Consider the following 19,886-nt stretch of genomic DNA (forward strand, 5'->3'; position numbering starts at 1 on the left):
CTCCGGGCTCGGGTGAAGGTCTCGACGGCGGGCCTGGGTGACTGCCGTCTTCCCCCGCCCCCGCGGGGCTCGAATGAGAGGTGGCGCGTTGGGAGAGGGCGATCCCACACCGCTCGGCTACGTGCGCACTCCGTCGGCGGGCGCGGCCGACCTGGCCTTCGAGGACGGGCGGCCCCGGCTCGCCGGTGAGGCCGCGAACCTCCCCCTGAGCGCGGCCGACATCGTACGGCTCCGTCCCTTCGACGGGTTGCGCGTCCGCTGGCCGCACGGCCGGGCGGGTGTGCTGGAGACGATCCTCGGCCTGGCCTTGGCCGGGGTCCCGGTGTACGCCGACGACGTGCCCGCCTGGGTCGAGGAGGCCGATGCCGGGCTCGCCGGGTTGCTCACCTCCTGGGCCCCCGGCCCGCGCGACGCGTCGCTCCGCTCGGTGAGCGACCTGCGCAGGGAGGAGCACAGCCTGCGGCTGCGGCGCCACGCGACACGTCCCGCGCGCCCTCCCGGCGCCGCCGTGCCGAAGGTCAGCGTGGTGATGTCCAGCAAGCGGCCGCACCTGCTCGGGTCCGCGCTCGCCCAGATCGCGCGCCAGCGCGACGTCGAGGTGGAGGTCCTGCTCGGGCTGCACGGCGTCCCCGCGTCGCACGAGGAGGTGCGCCGGGCGCTCGACGGCTTCCCGCTGCCGGTCACGGTCGTGGAGGCGGACGAGGCCACGCCGTTCGGCGAGGTGCTCAACCAGGCGGCGGCCAGGGCGGGCGGCGACGAGATCACCAAGTGGGACGACGACGACTGGTACTCCCCGGAGCATCTCTCCGACCTGCTGCTGGCCCGGGCGTACAGCGGGGCCGACATCGTGGGCACGACGGCGGAGTTCTTCTACCTGGAGCCGCTGAACGTCACGATCCGCCGCACCGACTACACCAGCGAGATCTGGTCCGATCACGTCGCCGGCGGTACGATCTTCCTCGCTCGGGCGAAATTTCAGGAAATAGGCGGGTTCGAGGGGGTGCCGCGGGGGGTGGACGCCCAGTTCCTGAAGGCCGCCCACGCCGCCGGCGCCCGCATCTACCGCACCCAGGGCCTCGGGTACGTCCTGCGCCGATCGCTCGCCGCCGGGCACACCTGGCAGCTTCCCCTCGCCCATTTCCTGCGAGTGGCGGCGAACCAGTGGCGCGGCTTCCGCCCGAGCCTGATCCTGGAAGCCTCATGACACGGCGCATCCGCGGCAACGACTACACGGTGCTCGACCCTCCGGCGCTCGGCGCCTGGACTCCGAGCCTCCGGGTGAGCGTCGTGGTGCCGGCCTACAACGGCCAGGAGAAGCTCGACCTCGTGCTCGCGGGGCTCTCCGCGCAGAGCTACCCCGCGGAGCTGATCGAGGTCGTCGTCGTCGACAACGGCAGCAGCCCGGCCCTGCGCCTGCCCGGCATCCGCCCGCCCGGCACCCGGCTGATCGTCTGCGACACGCCCGGCAGGGCCAACGCGCGCAACGCCGGGCTCGCCGCCGCGACCGGCGAGGTGATCCACTGGCTCGATTCCGACGTGGTCGCCGACCGGCACGAGGTCGAGGCGCACATGCGGTGGCACCACCTCGCGCCGTACCTCGTCGTGACCAGCTACCTGCGGTTCACGACGGCCGCGCTGCCCCCGCCGGAGGTCGTGGCGGCGGCGGACGACCTCGCGAAGCTCTTCGAGCCGGCCGAGCCGCACGAGTGGCTGGTCGACCTGGTCGATCGCACCAACGGCCTCACCGAGACCCCGAACCGCGCCTTCAGCCTGCACGTGGGCGGCGCCACCTCGGTGAACCGCCGGCTCATCGACGACGCGGGGCCCATGGACGAGGAGCTCATCCTCGGCCAGGACACCGAAATGGGGTACCGCCTGGCGCAGGCGGGGGCGGTGTTCGTCCCCGAGCCGCTGGCCCGCGGGTTTCACCTCGGGCCGTCGATGCGCATGCGCGACAAGCAGCCCATCGACCGGGTCAGCCACGCCCTGATCGGCGACCGCGTCCCCCAGTACCGCTGGCTCCGCGGTCATCCCACGCGCCAGTGGAAGGTGCCGTACCTCGAAGTCGTGGTCGAGGCCGAGGGCTACGAGGAGACTCGCGCCACCGTGGACGCCGTCCTCGCGGGCACGGTCCCCGACGTCTCGGTGCTGCTGACCGGCCCCTGGGACTCCATGGTCCCCGAGCGCCGGGCTCCCCTCACCGACTCCCGTCTCGACCTGACCCTCGTCCACGGCCACTACGCCTACGAGGGCCGGGTGCTGCTCACGGCGTCCGAGGCCGAGCACCTCGCACCGTTCCGGCTGCGCCTCCCCGCGGGCTGGGTGCCGGAGGAGGACACCCTCGCCCGGCTGCTCGACCTCGCGGTGGACGGCGGGTACGGGCTGGTCAGCGTGCTGCTCGCCGAGACCGCCGAGGGTGTGGCCGAGGCCCGTCTGGAACGCCGCGCCGCCTTCGCCCGCGCCGCCCTCGTCACGGCCCCCGAGCCCCCTTCCCACCCGCAGGGCGAGGCGGACGCTTCCCGCCCGTACGCCGAAACGGGCACCGGCCAGGCGGACGCTTCCCGTCCGTACGGCGAAGCGGGCACCGGGCGGTACGACGAAGCGGTCGACGACGTCTTCGGCTCGCTGTGGATCGACGGCGAGACGCTGGGCTTCGTGCCGTCCACGGAGACCTCCCCGGGCAGGGGCCGCAGGATGGCCTACCGGGCCAGGCTGGAGACCGAGGCCGAGGTGGCCAGGCTCACCAAGGAGGTCGAGCGGCTGCGCGGCCAGGTGGGCAAGTGGCGCGAGGAGTCCGGCCGGTGGCGCAAGACCGCCGTCGATCTACGCCGCGAGGTCGGCGGTCTGCGCAGGGAGGTCGCCACGCTCAAGGCGAGCCGTCTGCGCACCATGATCAAGCGCATCTCCGCCCGGCGAGCCGGGTCGCCGCCCGCGGCCAACGGCTCCCCGTCGTCCCCGCCGCCCGGGGGAGAGACCGGCCCGGTGACGCCGCCCGAGGGGCAGACCGGCCAGGCGACCTCCCCGACCCCCGAGGGCTCCTCCCCAACGCCCACCACCTAGCGATTCACCACCGGAACCGCTGGAGCGTCTGGATCCTCTGAACCGCTGATACTCCTGGCGGTCTGGACCGTATGAACCGCTGGACCGTCTGAGCCGCTGGACCGTCTGAGCCGCTAGGCCGTCTGAGCCGCTGGCCCCTTGGGCCGGGTGTATCGCTTGTCAGCGTCCGCGGAGGGCTGTACGCAGTCGGCTGGTGAGTTTCTCGCGGGCCGGCCCGGAGGCGGTACGGGCGGGCTGGCGCGTGTGGCCCGCCGGCTCCGAGGCTCCCGGCCTGTCGCCAGGGGACCGCTCCGGAGTGGGGTCGGCGGCCCCTCCGGCGGCTCCTCCGGCGGGCGTGCCCGGCCCGGCTCCGGCTCGGCCGTCGTCGGCCGGCACCGTCTTGGGCCTGCCTTTCGCCTGTGGCCAGAACTCGGCGGCACGGCCGCGCCGCACCCCGTGGGTCCGCTCGATCACCCCGGCGAGATCCTCCCCGGTGAGATCCCCGACCCTGGAACGATGGTCCGTTCCGGTGAGATCCCTGGCCCTGGGAAGATGGTCCGTCCCGGGGAGAGGTCCAGTCCCGGGGGGGACATTCTCGCCCGGTGCGGTGAGCAGGCGGGCGCGGTTGAGGGCGTCGGTGCGTTCCAGTCGGGCCGTACGGCCGTCGGGGAACTCCACCACCAGCAGCCCGGCCCGGTCATCCGTGACGGCCTTGATCATCAGCTCCAGCGAACGGCGCCCCAGCGGCACGTCCACCGGTCCGGTGTACCGGAACGGGATGGGCGCCGGGTCGGGGACGGCCGCAGGGGTGATTCGGACGTGCTTGTCGTACCGGAACTGCTCGTGGACCAGCCGCAGCTCGAAGTCGGGATCACCGAGCACCGGGTGGCGGCCCTGGGCCAGCTCCCCCCACGGCCCGACGAGCGTGACCGCCACATCGGGCAGGCTCCCGCCCAGCGCCGCGCTCACCGCCGCGCGCACCTCAGGCTCGGTGGAGCCGTCCGCGTCGAGCACCACCTCGACGTACGGCACCAGCCAGTCCCTTCCGGGCTCCTTGCGCAGGTCGCGGCGGAGCGGCACCCGGTGGGCCAGGAAGGGGGCCACCACCCGGACGGTCGCCTCCCTGTCGACGCGCTGCGCCGGCATCCCGAGATGGACGGCCCGCGCCTCCATGTCCGGGACGAACACGGCGCCGCTCATCGCCAGCCGGTAGGCGAACTCGGTGTCCTCGCCCCTGAGCACCTCGGGATCCAGGCCACCCACCTGGAAGAACAGGGCACGGCGGAACGAGACGGTCGGCCCGGTGCAGACGTGGTACGGGTTCTTGCTGGCGCGCAGCCCGTCCAGGCGGCGGATGGTCGCCTCCGTCGAGCTGGGGACGGCCCTGGACAGGTCGAAAAGCGTGTCGAGCGCTCCCTCGCGCACCGCCGCGTGCACCTCGGCCGCCGTCAGGGCGGGCTCCTCCACGAAGACCTTGGCGCCGATCGTCACCACGTAGTCGGTGAGGTGGTGCCAGCGCATGAGCGCCTCGATGTGCTCCCGGGAGGTCACCATGTCGGCGTCGAGGCGCTGGACGATCTCCCCCTCCGCGGCGCGCACCCCGGTGTTCAGCGCGTGGGCCGTACCCCAGCCGCCGGGCGCGCTCGGGACCACGCGGGTGTTCTCCGGGCGGATGCCGGGCAGCCGCAGGGGCGGCTCGCTGCCGTCGTCGACGACGACGACCTCCATCAGGCCCGAGGGGTACGTCTGCGCGGCCAGCGCGGCGAGGGTCAGGTCGAGGCGCCGCCGGCCGCCGTAGGCGGGGATGACCACGCTGACCGGCAGGCGGGGCGTCCACTCGCCCAGCGAGGGCGGGACCAGGGGGGAGTAGTCGTTGTGCCGGATGACGGGCCGGTCGCCCGCCCCGGCGGGAACAGGGGGTCTCGGGATTCTGGGGGTATCAGTCATGAGGAGGAAGCCCTTGCCTCAAGCGTTCGTCGGTGACGTGCTGTCGTGGCGCGGTCGACGCGGCGGGTCAAGATGATCGCTCCTTCGTCGCTCCGGTTGGCCGCCGGGAGCCGACCCTATACAAGGAACCTGGGAGCTTCATAAGAGGCCCTGACAGCTCACGATGACCGCCACCTGCGGATCCTTCAATGCCCCCGGCGATCCCTCGCTAACCACGCGGGCTTTACTCACGCCTTTACCGGGCCACCTCCCCGCCGAGCGCACACCCTTTCCCGGACCACCTTGCCCGGGTCACCTTCCCGCCTGACGCATAGCCTTCCCTGGCGCGCGCGTTCGCGGCCGAAGCGCGCTACTTCGCGGGGGTCACCGCCGCCGGCGCCTCCGTACGGGCCGGCAGGGCGGGCCGCGCGGCACCCGTGGACGCCGTGATCACCAGGGGAAGCTTCGCGGCGACCGGCGCGACCGCGTCCCGGCCCGTGACCTTCCCGCCGGAGGGGTGGCGGACGCGGCGGTAGGCGGTGATGAGCCGCCACGCCCGCGACCGGCGCAGCCGGGCGATCAGCTCGCGGTACTCGGCGAGGCGGCCTTCGAGGTGGCCCACGCGGTGCCGGAGACGGGTGGCCTCGGCGCGCAGTTCGGCGTTGCGGCCGAGCAGGTCCTCTCCGGCGCGCATGAGCGCGATCTCGCGCGCGGCCATCTCGGCGCAGCGCGCCCGCAGCTCGCCGATCTCCCCGTGCAGGTGCCGCTCGCGCTGCAGGAACGCCGTCTCGGCACGGCTCAGCGCGAAACCGGGCGTGCCGCGCTGCTCGTCGCGGCGTACCGCCACTCCGGCCAGGTGCCGCCGCAGCACGGTCAGCTCGCGGATCTCGAACAGCGGCTCGACCAGGTGGCGGAGACTGCCGTGGTAGAAGACCCGCCGGCGCTCGCCGTCGTCGTCCGGCCCGGGGCGCACCTCGGCCGGCCCGTCGTCCTCGGGCTCGGCGCTCCCGGACTGGGCGAGCCGCAGGATCTCTTCGCTCACGCCGTAGGGCACCGTGAACACGAGCGTGGCCCCCGGCCGGAGCGCCCGGTGGAGCTCCCCGAGCACCTGGACGGGATCCCCGGCGCGGTCGAGCACCTCACCGGCCACGGCCGCGTCGAACGAGCCGTCCGGGACGCCGTCCAGGCCGTGCCCGTCGCCCACCGCGAACTCCGTGCGCGACGCCACGTCGGCCGGGAGCCGGTCGCGCAGGCGGCGCGCGCGGGCGATGGCGGGCGGCTCCACGTCGATCCCGGTCACCCGGTCGCCCCGCTCCGCGAGCAGCAGCGACAGCTCGCCGTCGTCGCAGCCTAGATCGAGCACGGCGACGGGACGCCCGGGTCGGCTCGCGGGCAGGTGGTCGAGAATCCAGTGCAAGCGGTCGGCGTGCCCGGATTCGCGGGCCGTATGGACGTTCCCGGCGTCAGGACGGGCCGGGTTCACATCGGTGCCGTGACAAGCGTGGAAGATCTGGTCGTCGGTCACGGCGACGTTTCCCCTCCGGGCGTCTGTAGTCGGCCCCATTTTGGGGACGGTGATTCCCCAATTCTGGTGGAAAAGATGCTAAAGAGACAGTGAGGATTTCGGGGGTTCTTCAGGGATGCGGTCTTGGCCGCATTCGGGGCCGGCGCGAGGGTGCCTGCCCGAGGATTGATGTCAATGGTTTGCCGAGGCGGTCCAGCCTGTGGACGGGCGACGCGGCGGGGTTTGCGCCCCCCGTAGACTCATTGCCTGATACCGCTGGCAGCGGACCCATGGTTACGCGCTGTCGGGCCCGCTTCGCGCTGGGCCGGGCGCGGGAGGAGCAACAAATGTTCAGGGCGTGGCGTGGCCTTATCGAGGAATACCGTGACCGGCTCCCCGTGACCACGACGACGCCCGTGGTCACGTTGCTCGAAGGCGGCACGCCGCTGGTCCCCGCGAGGCGCGTGTCGGCCCTCACCGGGTGCGACGTCCATCTCAAGGTCGAGGGGCTCAACCCCACCGGCAGCTTCAAGGACCGCGGCATGACCGTGGCGATCAGCAAGGCCCTCGAAGAGGGCGCCAAGGCGGTCATCTGCGCCTCCACCGGCAACACCAGCGCCTCCGCCGCGGCCTACGCCGTCCGGGCCGGGCTGACCTGCGCGGTCCTGGTCCCGCGTGGCAAGATCGCTATGGGCAAGCTCGCCCAGGCGCTCGTCCACGGCGCCAAGCTGCTCCAGGTCGACGGCTCCTTCGACGACTGCCTCGAGATGACGAGGAAGCTCGCGGAGAACTACCCGATCGCCCTGGTCAACTCGGTCAACCCCCACCGGCTCCAGGGGCAGAAGACCGGGGCCTTCGAGATCGTCGACGCCCTCGGCGACGCGCCCGACGTGCACTGCATCCCCGTGGGCAACGCCGGCAACATCTCGGCGTACTGGATGGGCTACCGCGAGTACGCCGCGGACGGCATGGCCACCAAGACCCCGCGCATGCTCGGCTTCCAGGCCAGCGGGTCGGCGCCCATCGTCAACGGCGCGCCGGTCACCCACCCGCACACGATCGCCACGGCGATCCGCATCGGCAACCCGGCCTCCTGGAGGCTCGCCGAGGCCGCCCGCGACGAGTCGGGCGGAGCCATCCAGGCCGTCACCGACCGGCAGATCGCCGCGGCGTACAAGCTCCTCGCCCAGGAGGAGGGCGTGTTCGTCGAGCTGGCCTCGGCCGCGAGCGTGGCAGGCCTGCTCCAGGCCCACGAGCAGGGGCTTCTCCGCCAGGGCGAGCGCGTCGTGTGCACCGTGACGGGCAACGGCCTGAAGGACCCCGACTGGGCGATCTCCGGAGCGCCCACCCCGCTGACGATCCCGGTCGACGCCTTCGCGGCCGCCGGCGCCCTCGAGCTCGCCTGACGCGTCCGAGAGCGCCCGAGATCGACGAAAACGAGGAAACGCATGGCAACGAGCAACACCGTCGTCGTTCGCGTGCCCGCCACCAGCGCGAATCTCGGCCCGGGATTCGACTCGCTGGGCCTCGCCCTCACCCTGTACGACGAGGTCGAGGCCGGCCTCGTCGACCAGGTGCCCTCGGGCGGCCGCGCCGTCGAGGTGCGGGTCGAGGGCCAGGGCGCGGGGGAGCTCGACACCGGCGAGGGCCACCTGATCGTGCGGGCGATGCGCGCCACGTTCGACCGCGCGGGAGTCCCGCAGCCGCGTGGCATCCGGCTGCGGTGCCTCAACCGCATCCCGCACGCACGGGGGCTGGGCTCGTCCTCCGCCGCCATCTGCGCGGGCATCATGGCCGCCCGGGCGCTCGCCGCGCCCGGCATGCCGGACGACGAGGTGTTCGCGCTGGCCACCGAGATCGAGGGTCACCCCGACAACGTCGCGCCGTGCCTGTCCGGAGGTCTCACCATCGCGTGGACCGACCTGGACGGAACTCCGCGTAAGCTGAAGTTGAGCCCGCATGGGGGCGTCCGACCTGTGGTGTGCGTGCCGAGAACCCGGCTCTCCACCGAGGAGGCGCGCGGGCTTCTGCCGAAGGACGTGCCGCATGCCGACGCAGCGGCGAACGCCGGACGCGCCGCCCTGCTCATCGCGGCGCTTACCCAGCGGCCGGAGAGCGGGTTGTTGCTAGCCGCCACCGAAGACCGTCTGCATCAGATCTACCGCGCGCCTGCGATGCCGGGCACGGCTGATCTGGTAAAACGTCTCCGCGTGGCAGGGGTGCCCGCCGTTGTGTCGGGAGCCGGTCCGACGGTTCTCGTGTTCGGAACGACGGATACCCATGATTTGATCGCGTCGGAAGTGGGTAGTGACTGGCACATCCAGCCATTGGACGTCGACCAGTCTGGCGCGAGCGTTCAGTTTCCCGAGACACGCTGATGCATCTTCGACCTTCAGGGAATAGCAGTGTGCGCTGGTGATGTTAGGCTGATAGCCGCACCAGATGCCCCCGTTGCGGGTGCGTGCTTGTCAGCCATACATCGCTGGATCGCGCCTTCCGTCGCAAGACGTGGGCCGCACAGCGGGCTTCCCGAATTGATCACCTCCGGTTGGTCCACATCCGGTTGGCGCGTCGAGAAGCGGCGTAATCGGGGACATGCGCGTTCGACGGACATCGACATCTGGTCGGCGGTAACCAGCCGGGGGGCGACCCCCGGGCCCCCAACGGCTCGCGAATCTCGACGGTGACGGCCATGTGCCGGTTCGACGCACCGGCTTCCCGACACCTCAGAAATTCGTACAGCCCGACCCGGTCTGTCCCGCCGGGTCGCACCACCGGGACGCCTGGCTGATCGTGGCCGACGCCCGACCCCTGGGAAGGACCTTTTAGTTGAGCGACACCACCGAACTCCTCTCCGACGTCTCCGGCGCAGCGCCGGTCGCCGGCGACACCCCCACCCGCGCCGCGGCCAAGCCGCGCCGTCGCTCTGGCACCGGCCTGTCTGCCATGGTGCTGCCCGAGTTGCAGGCTCTCGCGTCGAGCCTGGGCATCAGCGGGACCGGACGGATGCGCAAGAGCCAGCTCATCGCGGCCATCCAGGAGAAGCAGGGCGTAACTGCTGACGGTGCCTCTACCTCCGCCGAGCCCGCCGCCGCCCCGGCTCCCACGGCCGCCGCGGCACCCGCGGTCACCGCGGAGCCGGTAGCCGAGCGCCCGGCCCGCACCCGCAGGGAACGTTCCCGCCCGGCACCGGTCGAGGCAGTCGTCGAGACCCGCGAAGAGCGGGCCCCCGTCGTGGAGGCGCAGCCCGTCGAGCAGGCCCCCGTGGCCGCCGCGTCCGCCTCCGCTTCCGCGCCCGTCGAGGCCGGTCAGGCCGAGACGCGCCCCGAGCGAGGCGAGTCCCGCCGTGAGCGCGGCGACCGCGCCGAGCGCGGCGAGCGCCGTGGCCGTGGCAACGACCGGCGCGACCGTGGCGACAACCGCCCCGACAACCGCAACGACAACAGCCGTCCCGAGCAGCGCGCCGCCGACGCGGGCGACGCTCCGGGCCGTCGTGAGCAGTCCCGTGACCAGGGCCGCGACCAGTCCCGTGACCAGTCCCGTGACCAGGGGCGCGAGCAGACCCGCGACCAGGGCCGTGAGCAGTCCCGTGACCAGGGCCGTGAGCAGACGCGCGACCAGGGCCGTGGCCAGGGCCGTGACCAGGGTCCCGACCCGCAGGGCGACGACGACCGCCGCGGTCGCCGTGGCCGGTTCAGGGAGCGCAACCGTCGTGGCCGCGACCGCTTCGACAGCAACGAGCCCGTGATCGGTGACGACGACGTCCTCATCCCGATCGCCGGCATCCTCGACATCCTCGACAACTACGCGTTCGTGCGCACCAGCGGTTACCTGCCGGGCTCCAACGACGTGTACGTCTCGCTGGCGCAGATCCGCCGCAACGGCCTGCGCAAGGGCGACGTCATCACCGGCGCGGTGCGCCAGCCGCGCGACGGCGAGCGCCGCGAGAAGTTCAACGCCCTCGTGCGGCTCGACACCGTCAACGGCATGGACCCCGAGCAGGGGCGCAACCGGCCGGACTTCTCCAAGCTGACCCCGCTGTACCCGCAGGAGCGGCTGCGCCTGGAGACCGACCCGGGCATCCTGACGACCCGCATCATCGACTTGGTCGCGCCGATCGGCAAGGGCCAGCGCGGTCTCATCGTCTCCCCGCCCAAGGCCGGCAAGACGATGGTGCTCCAGGCGATCGCCAACGCGATCACCAGGAACAACCCCGAGTGCCACCTGATGGTCGTCCTCGTGGACGAGCGTCCCGAAGAGGTCACCGACATGCAGAGGTCGGTGAAGGGCGAGGTCATCCACTCGACCTTCGACCGTCCCGCCGAGGACCACACCACCGTCGCCGAGCTCGCCATCGAGCGCGCCAAGCGGCTGGTGGAGCTGGGCCACGACGTGGTCGTGCTCCTCGACTCCATCACCCGCCTCGGCCGCGCGTACAACCTCGCGGCCCCGGCGTCCGGGCGCATCCTGTCCGGTGGTGTCGACTCGACGGCGCTGTACCCGCCCAAGCGGTTCTTCGGCGCCGCCCGCAACATCGAGAACGGCGGCTCGCTGACGATCCTCGCCACGGCGCTGGTGGAGACCGGCTCCAAGATGGACGAGGTCATCTTCGAGGAGTTCAAGGGCACCGGCAACGCCGAGCTCAAGCTCAACCGCTCGCTGGCCGACAAGCGCATCTTCCCCGCGGTGGACGTCGACGCGTCCGGCACCCGTAAGGAAGAGATCCTCATGTCCAGGGACGAGCTGCAGATCGTCTGGAAGCTGCGTCGCGTGCTTCACGCCCTCGACATGCAGCAGGCGCTGGAGCTCCTGCTGGAGAAGATGAGGGAGACGCAGTCCAACGCGGAGTTCCTCCTCCAGGTCCAGAAGACCACGGTCAGCTCCGAGCGCGACTAGCACCACCAGCGTCAACGGCACCCGGTTCTCCCGGGTGACCAGCACGTTTCGCCAAGTCGGGGCGGCGGGCCATCTGGCCCGCCGCCCCTTCTTCGTGTCCGCGTGATCCGAAACGCGTACCGCCCGCCCCTGGGCCTCGCCGAGGCATGATGGGCTTGGCGGCGCGCCTCCCGTTCAGGCGGGGGTTTTCCCCACCCGAGGTCTCAGGCCCACTCCATGGCGTCGCGCCCGAGCACTTGGCATGCTCGTGTCATCCGGTCGAGTGACGGCACCCGGGCCCGGTCCGGCAGATGCCCGACGCGATGCCCGGCAGGATGCCCGACGGGAGGAGCCACAGGATGACTGCCGAGGCGGCGGTGACAGGGCGCCCGCCGTTGCGCGAGCGCGTGCCGCTGGGGCCGCGCGGGCCTCTGGGCCTGCTCGTCGACCCCATGACCTGGCGGGCCGCGCCCTACCTGATGGTCAGCCTGGTCCCCGGCGTCACCTGGTTCGTGATCCTCGCCACGGCCGTGCCCACCGCGGCCACGATGATCATCATCTGGATCGGCCTGCCGCTGCTCGTGCTGACGATGCTGCTCTGGCGGGCTGGGGCCATGCTGGAGCGCCGCCTCCTGCGGCTCGCCCTGGGCGTCACCATCCCCGATCCGTACCGGCCGAGGCCGGGCCGGGGGCTGGGCAGCCATCTGGGGTGGCTGTTCGGCGATCCCGCCACCTGGAGGGACCTCGGTTACCTGCTGCTGCTTTTCCCGCTCGGCATGGTCGAGTTCCTCGTCTCGCTGACGCTGTGGGTGTCCTCCATCGGCTTCCTGGTCCAGCCGCTTCTCGTGATGTCGGGTCAGACGACCACGCTCACCGACCGCCTGGTGATCGAAAGCGTGCCCGGGTCACTGCCGTGGGCCTTCGTGGGCCTGCTCCTCCTGGTCGCCACGCTCTACATCGTCCGGGCCATGGCCTGGCTCCACGGCACGCTGGCCACCGCGCTCCTCGGTCCCGGTGACGAGGCGCGGGTCATGCATCTGCGGGCGAGCCGGGCCAGGGGCGTGGACGCCGCCGAGGCCGAGCGGCGCAGGATCGAGCGCGACCTGCACGACGGGGCCCAGCAGCGGCTGCTGGCGGTGGCCCTCGACCTCGGAAGGGCCCAGGCGAAGCTCGACTCCCATCCCGAGGAGGCCAGAGAGCTGCTCGCCCAGGCCCACGCGGGCACCAAGGCCGCGATCACCGAGTTACGCGATCTCGCGCGCGGCATCTATCCCGCCATCCTCACCGACAGGGGCCTCGACGCGGCGCTGTCGGCGCTCGCCGCCCGGGCGCCGGTGCGCGTGGCCGTCTCGGTCGAGATCATCGAACGCCCGCCCGCAGCGGTGGAGAGCATCGCGTACTTCATCGTCGCCGAGTCGCTCGCGAACGTCGCCAAGCACTCGGTGGCCACCGAGGCGTCGGTCCGGGTCAGCCGGCAGGACGATCGGGTCGTGGTCGAGGTGCGGGACAACGGCATCGGCGGGGCGGAGGCGCGATCGGGCGGCGGGCTCGCGGGGCTCGCCGACCGCGCGGCGACGATCGACGGCACGCTGACCGTCGAAAGCCCGCCGGGCGGCCCCACGCTCGTCCGCGCCCGGCTACCGTACGAATGGTGATGATCCTCATGTGGCGGCCGCCGTGCGGGTGGTGATCGCGGAGGACTCCGTCCTGCTGCGGGAAGGCCTGATCAGGCTGCTCGCCGACGGAGGCATCGACACGGTCGCCGCGACGGGCGACGGCCCTGGCCTGGTCGAGGCCGTGCGCACGTACGAGCCCGATCTCGCGGTCGTCGACGTGCGGATGCCGCCGAGCCACACCGACGAGGGTCTGCGGGCGGCGCTCGCGGCCCGCGCGCTGGTGCCCGGCCTGCCCGTGCTGGTGCTGTCGCAGTACGTCGAGGAGCGCTACGCCACCGAGCTCATCGGGCGCGGCGCGGCGGCGGTGGGCTACCTGCTCAAGGAGCGGGTCGCCGACGTCGCCGAGTTCCTCGACGCGGTCCGCCGGGTCGCCTCCGGCGGCACGGTCATCGACCCCGAGGTCGTCATGCAGCTGCTAAGCCGCCGCCGGCACGACCGTCCGATGCACTCCCTGACCGCCAGGGAGTCCGAAGTGCTGGGGCTGATGGCGGAGGGCCGGTCCAACAACGCGATCGCCGGGCGTCTGCGCGTCACCGAGGGCGCGGTCGAGAAGCACATCTCCGGCATCTTCGGCAAGCTGGGCCTCGACCCCACGCCCGACGACCATCGCCGCGTGCTCGCGGTGCTGGCCTATCTCGGCCACGCCTAGGCCGGTGCACCCGGGTCAGGCGCAGCCCCTCGTGTCGTACGTCGCGCGCGCTGTCGTGAGGGAAGCGCGACCCTTACGTTGCGCTGCCCTTGCGTCCATGTGCGGAATTTTGGGGAAATATTGGTGCTCGTTGACCTAAGCTCGGCAGGCCGCCGGAGATCGCCCCGGCGGCGCCGTGTCAGGGTCCTGTCCCGCCCGGAACGGGTCCCTCCCGCCCGGGAATGATCGATGGCCTGGTGTGGTTACAGGATCTGGCACACTGGTAGCCGAACCACGGCGGTTCCGGTTCCCGCCCGCCCGCGCGTCACCTGACCGCGAGAGACGAAGGCGACCCGGCGACCGCGCCAGAGAGGATTGACATGAAGCCCGACATTCACCCGGAGTACCACACCACTCAGGTGACGTGTAGCTGTGGCAGCAGCTTCACCACCCGTAGCACCGCCAAGAACGGCGTCATCCACGCCGACGTGTGCTCCGCCTGCCACCCGTTCTACACGGGCAAGCAGAAGATCCTGGACACCGGTGGCCGGGTCGCCCGCTTCGAGAAGCGTTTCGGCAAGAAGCCCGCGAGCAAGTAGCTCGGCAAGAAGCGCCGGCTCGGAATCGCCCCCCGTTCCCGGGGGGCGTGCCCGGGTCGGCGTTCTTGGTGATGGCCCCGGTTCTTGCCTGTCGGTGAAGGAAGAAGGACGCACGGTGAACCTCGACGAGTTGCTCAACGAGTACGCGGAGCTTGAGCAGAAGCTCGCCGACCCCGCCGTGCACGCCGACCAGAACCAGGCGCGTACGCTCGGCAAGCGCTACGCCCAGCTGACGCCCATCGTCTCCATCTACCGCGAGCTCGAAGGCGTCCGCGACGACCTGCAGGCCGCCAAGGAGCTCGCCGGCGAGGACGCCGCCTTCGCCGAGGAGGCCGCCGAGCTCGAAGGCCGCATCCCCGCATTGGAGGAGCGGCTCACGCACCTGCTCGTCCCGCGCGACCCCAACGACGACAAAGACATCATCATGGAGATCAAGGCCGGCGAGGGCGGCGAGGAGTCCGCCCTGTTCGCCGGAGACCTGCTCCGGATGTATCTCCGGTACGCCGAGCGCGTCGGCTGGAAGACCGAGATCATCGACGCGCAGCACTCCGACCTCGGCGGCTACAAGGACGTCACGGTCGCGGTGAAGGGCAAGGGCGCCGACGGCGTGTGGTCGCGCCTGAAGTTCGAGGGCGGGGTCCACCGGGTCCAGCGCGTTCCGGTCACCGAGTCGCAGGGCCGCATCCACACCTCGGCGGCCGGCGTCCTGGTGTACCCGGAGGCCGAGGACGTCGACGTGCAGATCGACCCCAACGACCTCCGCATCGACGTGTTCCGCAGCTCCGGCCCCGGCGGCCAGAGCGTCAACACCACCGACTCGGCCGTGCGCATCACCCATGTGCCGACCGGAGTAGTCGTCTCCTGCCAGAACGAGAAGAGCCAGCTGCAGAACAAGGAGTCCGCCCTGCGGATCCTGCGCGCGCGGCTCCTCGCCATCGCCCAGGAGGAGGCCGACGCCGCCGCATCGGCCGAGCGCAAGTCCCAGGTGCGCACGGTCGACCGTTCCGAGCGCGTCCGCACCTACAACTTCCCGGAGAACCGCATCTCCGACCACCGCGTAGGGTTCAAGGCCTACAACCTCGACCACGTCCTCGACGGCGACCTGTCCGCGGTCATACAGGCCCTGACGGACGCCGAGATGGCGGACAAGCTCGCCTCCCACTCGTAACGACACAATCGACGAAAACTCCCATGACCCTGCTGATGGACGAGATAGCGCTCGCCACCGCCCGGCTGGCCGAGGCGGGTGTGCCCTCACCGCGAACCGACGCTGAGGAGATCGCGGCGTTCGTCCATGGTGTGCGGCGTGGCCAGCTCCACACGGTGCCCGATTCCGAGTTCGACGCGCTGTTCTGGGAGGGCATCGCTCGTCGCGAGGCGCGGGAGCCGCTGCAGCACATCACCGGGCACGCCTACTTCCGCTATCTGTCGCTGGAGGTCGGTCCCGGCGTCTTCGTGCCGCGTCCTGAGACCGAGGTGGTCGCGGGCTGGGCGATCGACCGGCTGCGCGAGATGGACGTCGCGTCCCCGGTCGTGGTCGATCTCGGCACCGGCTCCGGTGCCATCGCCCTGTCGATCGCCCAGGAGGTCGCGCTCGCCCAGGTGCACGCGGTCGAGGTCGATCCGGTGGCGTACGGCTGGGCCAAGCAGAACATCGTGGAGCATGGCCAGGGTCGCGTCTCCCTCCACCCCGAGGACCTCGCCGACTGCCTTCCCGAGCTCGACGGCCAGGTTGACCTCGTCGTCTCCAACCCCCCGTACATCCCGCCGGGGGCCGTGCCACGCGATCCCGAGGTTCGCGACTACGATCCGTCCCGGGCCCTGTACGGCTCGGGGGAGGACGGTCTGGACGAGGTGCGCGCGGTCGAACGTACGGCCCGGCGGCTTCTGCGTCCCGGCGGCCTCGTCGCGGTCGAGCACGCCGATCAGCAGGGTTCGGCCGTCTATCTCGTGTTCTCCGAGGAGCGCGGGTGGCGGGACGCCCGTAACAACGCCGATCTCGCCAACCGCGATCGTTTCGTCACGGCACGATTCGGCCAGGAATAGGGTCCGCGCACCGGTCTCCCGGCGTCGGGGCCCACGCACGTGGGAGGATGAAAGTCGTGAGTCGACGTTATGACTCTTCGAACATCGAGGAGCGTGCCGCAGGGCTGGCCGACGCGGCGTCGGCCATCCGGGCCGGCGAGCTCGTGGTCATACCGACGGACACGGTCTACGGCATCGGAGCCGACGCCTTCACCCCGTCGGCGGTCGCGGCCCTGCTGGAGGCCAAGGGGCGTGGCAGAGACATGCCCGTCCCCGTGCTGGTCGGCACCGTCCGCGCGGCGGGCGCCCTGGTGGAGGATCTCGGCACCCATGGGCAGGATCTCATCGACTCGTTCTGGCCGGGCCCGCTGACGCTGGTCTGCCGGGCGAGCCGCTCGCTCAACTGGGACCTCGGCGACTCCAAGGGCACCGTCGCGGTCCGGATGCCGCTGCACGCGATCACGCTGGAGCTTCTCAAGGAGACCGGGCCGATGGCGGTGAGCAGCGCCAACCGGTCGGGCGCGCCGCCCGCGACGACCGCGGCGAACGCCGAGGAGCAGCTCGGGGAGTCGGTCGCGGTCTACCTCGACGGCGGCGCGTGCGCCGACAGCACGCCTTCCACGATCATCGACCTGACGACGCCCGTGCCCCGGGTGCTGCGCAAGGGCGCCATCTCGGTCGAGAAGCTGCGGAGTGTGATCGGGTACGTCGCGACGGACGCCGACCCCGAGGAGGGACTGGACCTCAAGAAGTCCGGCCCCGCAAGCGAGACGGACCAGACCGACCTCTCCGACAAGACCGACCTTCCTGCCAAGACGGATCTCTCTGCCAAGACCGACCTAGCTGACAAGGCTGATCAGGCCGACAAGCCTGCTGAGACGGACCAGGTCGTCGAGGAAGCCCCGATCGTCAAGACCGCTCCGGCCGACGACATCCGGCCATCCGGGGCGCCGGAAACCTCCGAGAACCCCGAGAAGCTCGCGGACGCCGAGACTCCCGAGAAGCCCGAGAAGCTCGCGGACACCGAGAAGCCCGAGGAGGCCGAGACCGCCGAGACTCTCGAGAGGCCCGAGACCGCCGACAAGGGCGCCAAGGGTGACAAGCCCGTTGCGGTCGACCCCGTTGACAAGGTCGGCGGAGCCGGTGTGGCCGACTCGGCGAGATCCAACGGCTCCGGCACGGCCGACGCCACCAGAAAAGACGGCTGACGCTGGGAAGCCTGTCGGCCCTGACTCCACGAGAAGCACGGTCGTCTCCCGAGAGGGACGGTCGTCTGTGCGTGGATTGAGGGCTGACGCTGGGCGGTAGCGCGAATGGCGGCGTCTGGGCTCCGGCTCAGGCGCCGCTCGTTTCCCTCGTGACTCATGCCGTATGGCTATCGCCGAGGCGTACGGTCGGTGGATCTCAGTACCGTGAAGTGCGTCTGTGCTCTTGAGCGACGGGCGGGAGCGAGGGAGCATAGCTGCGAGCGGGCGCGAGCCCTCTCCAGAGAGCGGACCAGGGGGAGCGGCGACCACGAGCACCGGGAGACGCCCATGGGCAAGCTGGACGGAATGGACCCGAAGCTGGTCCGTGATCTGTTGGCCGAGGTCGGGCGTGCGGGCGCGCAGATGCGCACCGTCGAGTCCCGCATCACCCAGCTGACGAGCGGAGCCGGTCTGTCCGTACCGGCGACCCACCGGCCCGCCCAGGTGGCGGACGCGGGAGACACCCTGGTCAAGGATGTCGGCGCCCGGCTCGTCCTTCTGGAGAAGAAGGAAAAGCAGAACGACCCGGCGACCGGTCCCAAGAGCATGAAGCAGACCACTGCCGAAAAGCAGGACTCCAACTCCAAGAACGACAAGTCCGATAAGGCAGATAAGTCTGACAAGGCCAACAAGGACGGCACTCCCACCGCCGACCCCCAGGACAAGTCACACAAGCAGGACCCCCCGAAGTCCGACAAGGACCACACTCCCAAGGCCGACAAGCCCGACAGGGACCATGCCCCGAAGACCGAAAAGCACGACCCCCCGAAGTCCGACAAGCCCGAAAAGGATCACGCGCCGACGTCGGACAAGGACGACACCCCCAAGGCCGACAAGCACGACACCCCGAAGGCTGAGAAGCCCGACAAGGACCATGGCCCCAAGGCTGAGAAGGATCCCGCGCCCAAGGCCGACAAGGACCATGGCCCCAAGGCCGACCCGCAGGACAAGACGCACAAGGTCGAGTCGCCGCAGGCGGACAAGGTCGACAAGCACGAGTCTCCCAAGTCCGATCAGTCGGATCCTTCGCCGAAGGCTGACAAGCCGGAGAAGCACGAAGCGCCTAAGAGCGACACCTCGGGTCCCGGCCCGAAGGCCGACAAATCAGATCCAGCTCCGAAGCCTCAGCATTCCGACAACCAGGGTGCCCCTCAGGCGGACAAGCCTGACAAGCAGGACGCCCACCAGATTGACGGCTCGGATCCCAGCCCGAAGGCCGAAAGGTCCGATCCTGCCCCCAAGGCAGATCCGGCTCCCACAGGCGACTCGGCTCCCAGAGCTGACTCCGCGCCGACGGGTGACTCCGCTCCCAACGCTGATCCCACTCCCAAGGCAGATCCAGCGCCTACGGGGAACTCCGCGCCCAATGCTGATGCCGCCCCGACGGCTGATCCGGCGCCGACGGGTGACGCGGTTCCTAACGCTGATGCCGTGCCGAGGGCTGAGGCGGGTCCGACTGGGGAGGGGGTTCCCCATGGTGGGGAGTCGCAGGGTGTGCCTCCGGCTGGGGATGGGGGGCAGGGGGGTTCTGATGGTCAGCTTGATACGCCGAACAAGAACAATCCCCACGACATCGACACCACGCAGGAGCGGACGCGAGTGATCGACGTCGACGGCGTGCGGGTCGTCGAGGTCACCATGAAACCGCCGAGCGCGGAGCACCTCCACTGGCTGATGCAGAACATGGACAAGATCCCTCCGTTGGAACAGCCCGTGGTCGTCCCTCCGGACGGGGCCGCCCCCGGCCATCCCCACGCGGACGGGCCTGTCGGCTATGTCGAGCCCGGCGATCCGTCCGGCTCGGCCAAACCGTCGGCACCGCTGCCCCCGGACTCGGGAGGGCAGGCGACTGAGCAGGGTCTGGCGGCTCCTCAGGGCGCTGTTCAGGCCGGTCAGCACGTTCAGTCAGGTGTCTATGCCCCTGGCGGCGACGGGGCCCGATACGGCGACTACAGCGGCAACGGCCCCCACCACGCCGAGGCGAGCTCCCCCGAAGCGGTGAGCCCGGGACGGGCGGACGGTCCGTATCCGGGGAGTGCGGACGGTCCGTATCCGGGCGGAGCGGACGGTCTGTACCCGGGGAGTGCGGACGGTCCGTATCCGGGGAGTGCGGACGGTCCGTATCCGGGCGGAGCGGACGGTCTGTACCCGGGGAGTGCGGACGGTCCGTATCCGGGGAGTGCGTATGTGGAGGGTGCGGGAGGGGCGGAGGGCGCCTATTCGGGTGAGGGGGAGTCGCCGCCGGCTGGGTGGGGGTCGAGCTCGTCCGAGGCCACGAGTTCGTCCGAGGGAACGAGTTCGTCCGAAGGCGCGAGTTCGTTGTCCGAGGGTAGGGGCGGCGTGACGTCGCCGTCCGGTTCGTAGAGG

The 19,886-nt window shown here is 71.1% G+C and carries 13 protein-coding genes and 1 pseudogene; 12 read left to right on the top strand and 2 right to left on the bottom strand.

Annotation, left to right across the window (positions count from 1 at the left end; translation table 11 throughout):
• The first annotated feature begins 88 nt into the window (after positions 1-88).
• Entirely contained in the window at positions 89-1,204 is a 1,116-nt protein-coding gene (locus tag ACOZ38_RS08515; protein WP_424529553.1) for a glycosyltransferase family 2 protein, read from the top strand.
• A complete protein-coding gene (locus ACOZ38_RS08520; RefSeq protein WP_424529554.1) occupies positions 1,201-3,060 on the top strand; it encodes a glycosyltransferase in 1,860 nt (619 codons plus the stop codon). The genes ACOZ38_RS08515 and ACOZ38_RS08520 overlap by 4 nt, the downstream gene beginning before the upstream one ends.
• A gap of 159 nt (positions 3,061-3,219) precedes the next feature.
• Here the strand turns inward: ACOZ38_RS08520 and ACOZ38_RS08525 are convergent, their stop codons facing one another.
• Both ACOZ38_RS08525 and ACOZ38_RS08530 read right to left on the bottom strand, forming a co-directional pair.
• Positions 3,220-4,986: a glycosyltransferase gene (locus ACOZ38_RS08525; protein ID WP_424529555.1), complete on the bottom strand. Its 1,767-nt coding sequence runs from the start codon at positions 4,984-4,986 to the stop codon at positions 3,220-3,222.
• Between the two features lie 349 nt (positions 4,987-5,335).
• Complete coding sequence (locus tag ACOZ38_RS08530; RefSeq protein ID WP_424529556.1) at positions 5,336-6,490, bottom strand: class I SAM-dependent methyltransferase; 1,155 nt, start codon at positions 6,488-6,490, stop codon at positions 5,336-5,338.
• 326 nt (positions 6,491-6,816) lie between these two features.
• On the opposite strand from ACOZ38_RS08530, the gene thrC reads away from it, so the two are divergent.
• From thrC to ACOZ38_RS08580, 10 genes and pseudogenes are all read left to right on the top strand, one after another.
• A complete protein-coding gene (thrC, locus tag ACOZ38_RS08535; protein WP_405145207.1) occupies positions 6,817-7,875 on the top strand; it encodes a threonine synthase in 1,059 nt (352 codons plus the stop codon).
• Positions 7,876-7,917: 42 nt separating this feature from the next.
• Entirely contained in the window at positions 7,918-8,847 is a 930-nt protein-coding gene (gene thrB / locus ACOZ38_RS08540) for a homoserine kinase (RefSeq protein ID WP_424529557.1), read from the top strand.
• Positions 8,848-9,298: 451 nt separating this feature from the next.
• The gene (gene rho, locus ACOZ38_RS08545) at positions 9,299-11,365 is read left to right on the top strand and encodes a transcription termination factor Rho (protein ID WP_424529558.1); all 2,067 of its coding nucleotides are present in this window, start codon (positions 9,299-9,301) and stop codon (positions 11,363-11,365) included.
• A 338-nt stretch (positions 11,366-11,703) separates the two neighbouring features.
• Entirely contained in the window at positions 11,704-12,999 is a 1,296-nt protein-coding gene (locus tag ACOZ38_RS08550) for a sensor histidine kinase (protein ID WP_424529559.1), read from the top strand.
• Positions 13,000-13,021: 22 nt separating this feature from the next.
• Complete coding sequence (locus tag ACOZ38_RS08555; RefSeq protein WP_424536971.1) at positions 13,022-13,669, top strand: response regulator; 648 nt, start codon at positions 13,022-13,024, stop codon at positions 13,667-13,669.
• Positions 13,670-14,028: 359 nt separating this feature from the next.
• Positions 14,029-14,247: a 50S ribosomal protein L31 gene (rpmE, locus tag ACOZ38_RS08560; protein ID WP_405145211.1), complete on the top strand. Its 219-nt coding sequence runs from the start codon at positions 14,029-14,031 to the stop codon at positions 14,245-14,247.
• Positions 14,248-14,362: 115 nt separating this feature from the next.
• Positions 14,363-15,415: a peptide chain release factor 1 gene (gene prfA, locus ACOZ38_RS08565; RefSeq protein ID WP_424529560.1), complete on the top strand. Its 1,053-nt coding sequence runs from the start codon at positions 14,363-14,365 to the stop codon at positions 15,413-15,415.
• A gap of 23 nt (positions 15,416-15,438) precedes the next feature.
• On the top strand, positions 15,439-16,293 hold the full coding sequence (gene prmC / locus ACOZ38_RS08570; protein ID WP_405145213.1) for a peptide chain release factor N(5)-glutamine methyltransferase: 855 nt from the start codon (positions 15,439-15,441) through the stop codon (positions 16,291-16,293).
• 56 nt (positions 16,294-16,349) lie between these two features.
• Positions 16,350-17,000, top strand: a pseudogene (locus ACOZ38_RS08575) (L-threonylcarbamoyladenylate synthase); the annotation flags it as partial.
• Between the two features lie 807 nt (positions 17,001-17,807).
• A complete protein-coding gene (locus ACOZ38_RS08580) occupies positions 17,808-19,883 on the top strand; it encodes a hypothetical protein (protein WP_424529561.1) in 2,076 nt (691 codons plus the stop codon).
• Positions 19,884-19,886: the final 3 nt, after the last annotated feature.

The organism is Sphaerisporangium viridialbum (assembly GCF_049674955.1).
Classification (GTDB): Bacteria; Actinomycetota; Actinomycetes; order Streptosporangiales; family Streptosporangiaceae; genus Sphaerisporangium; species Sphaerisporangium viridialbum.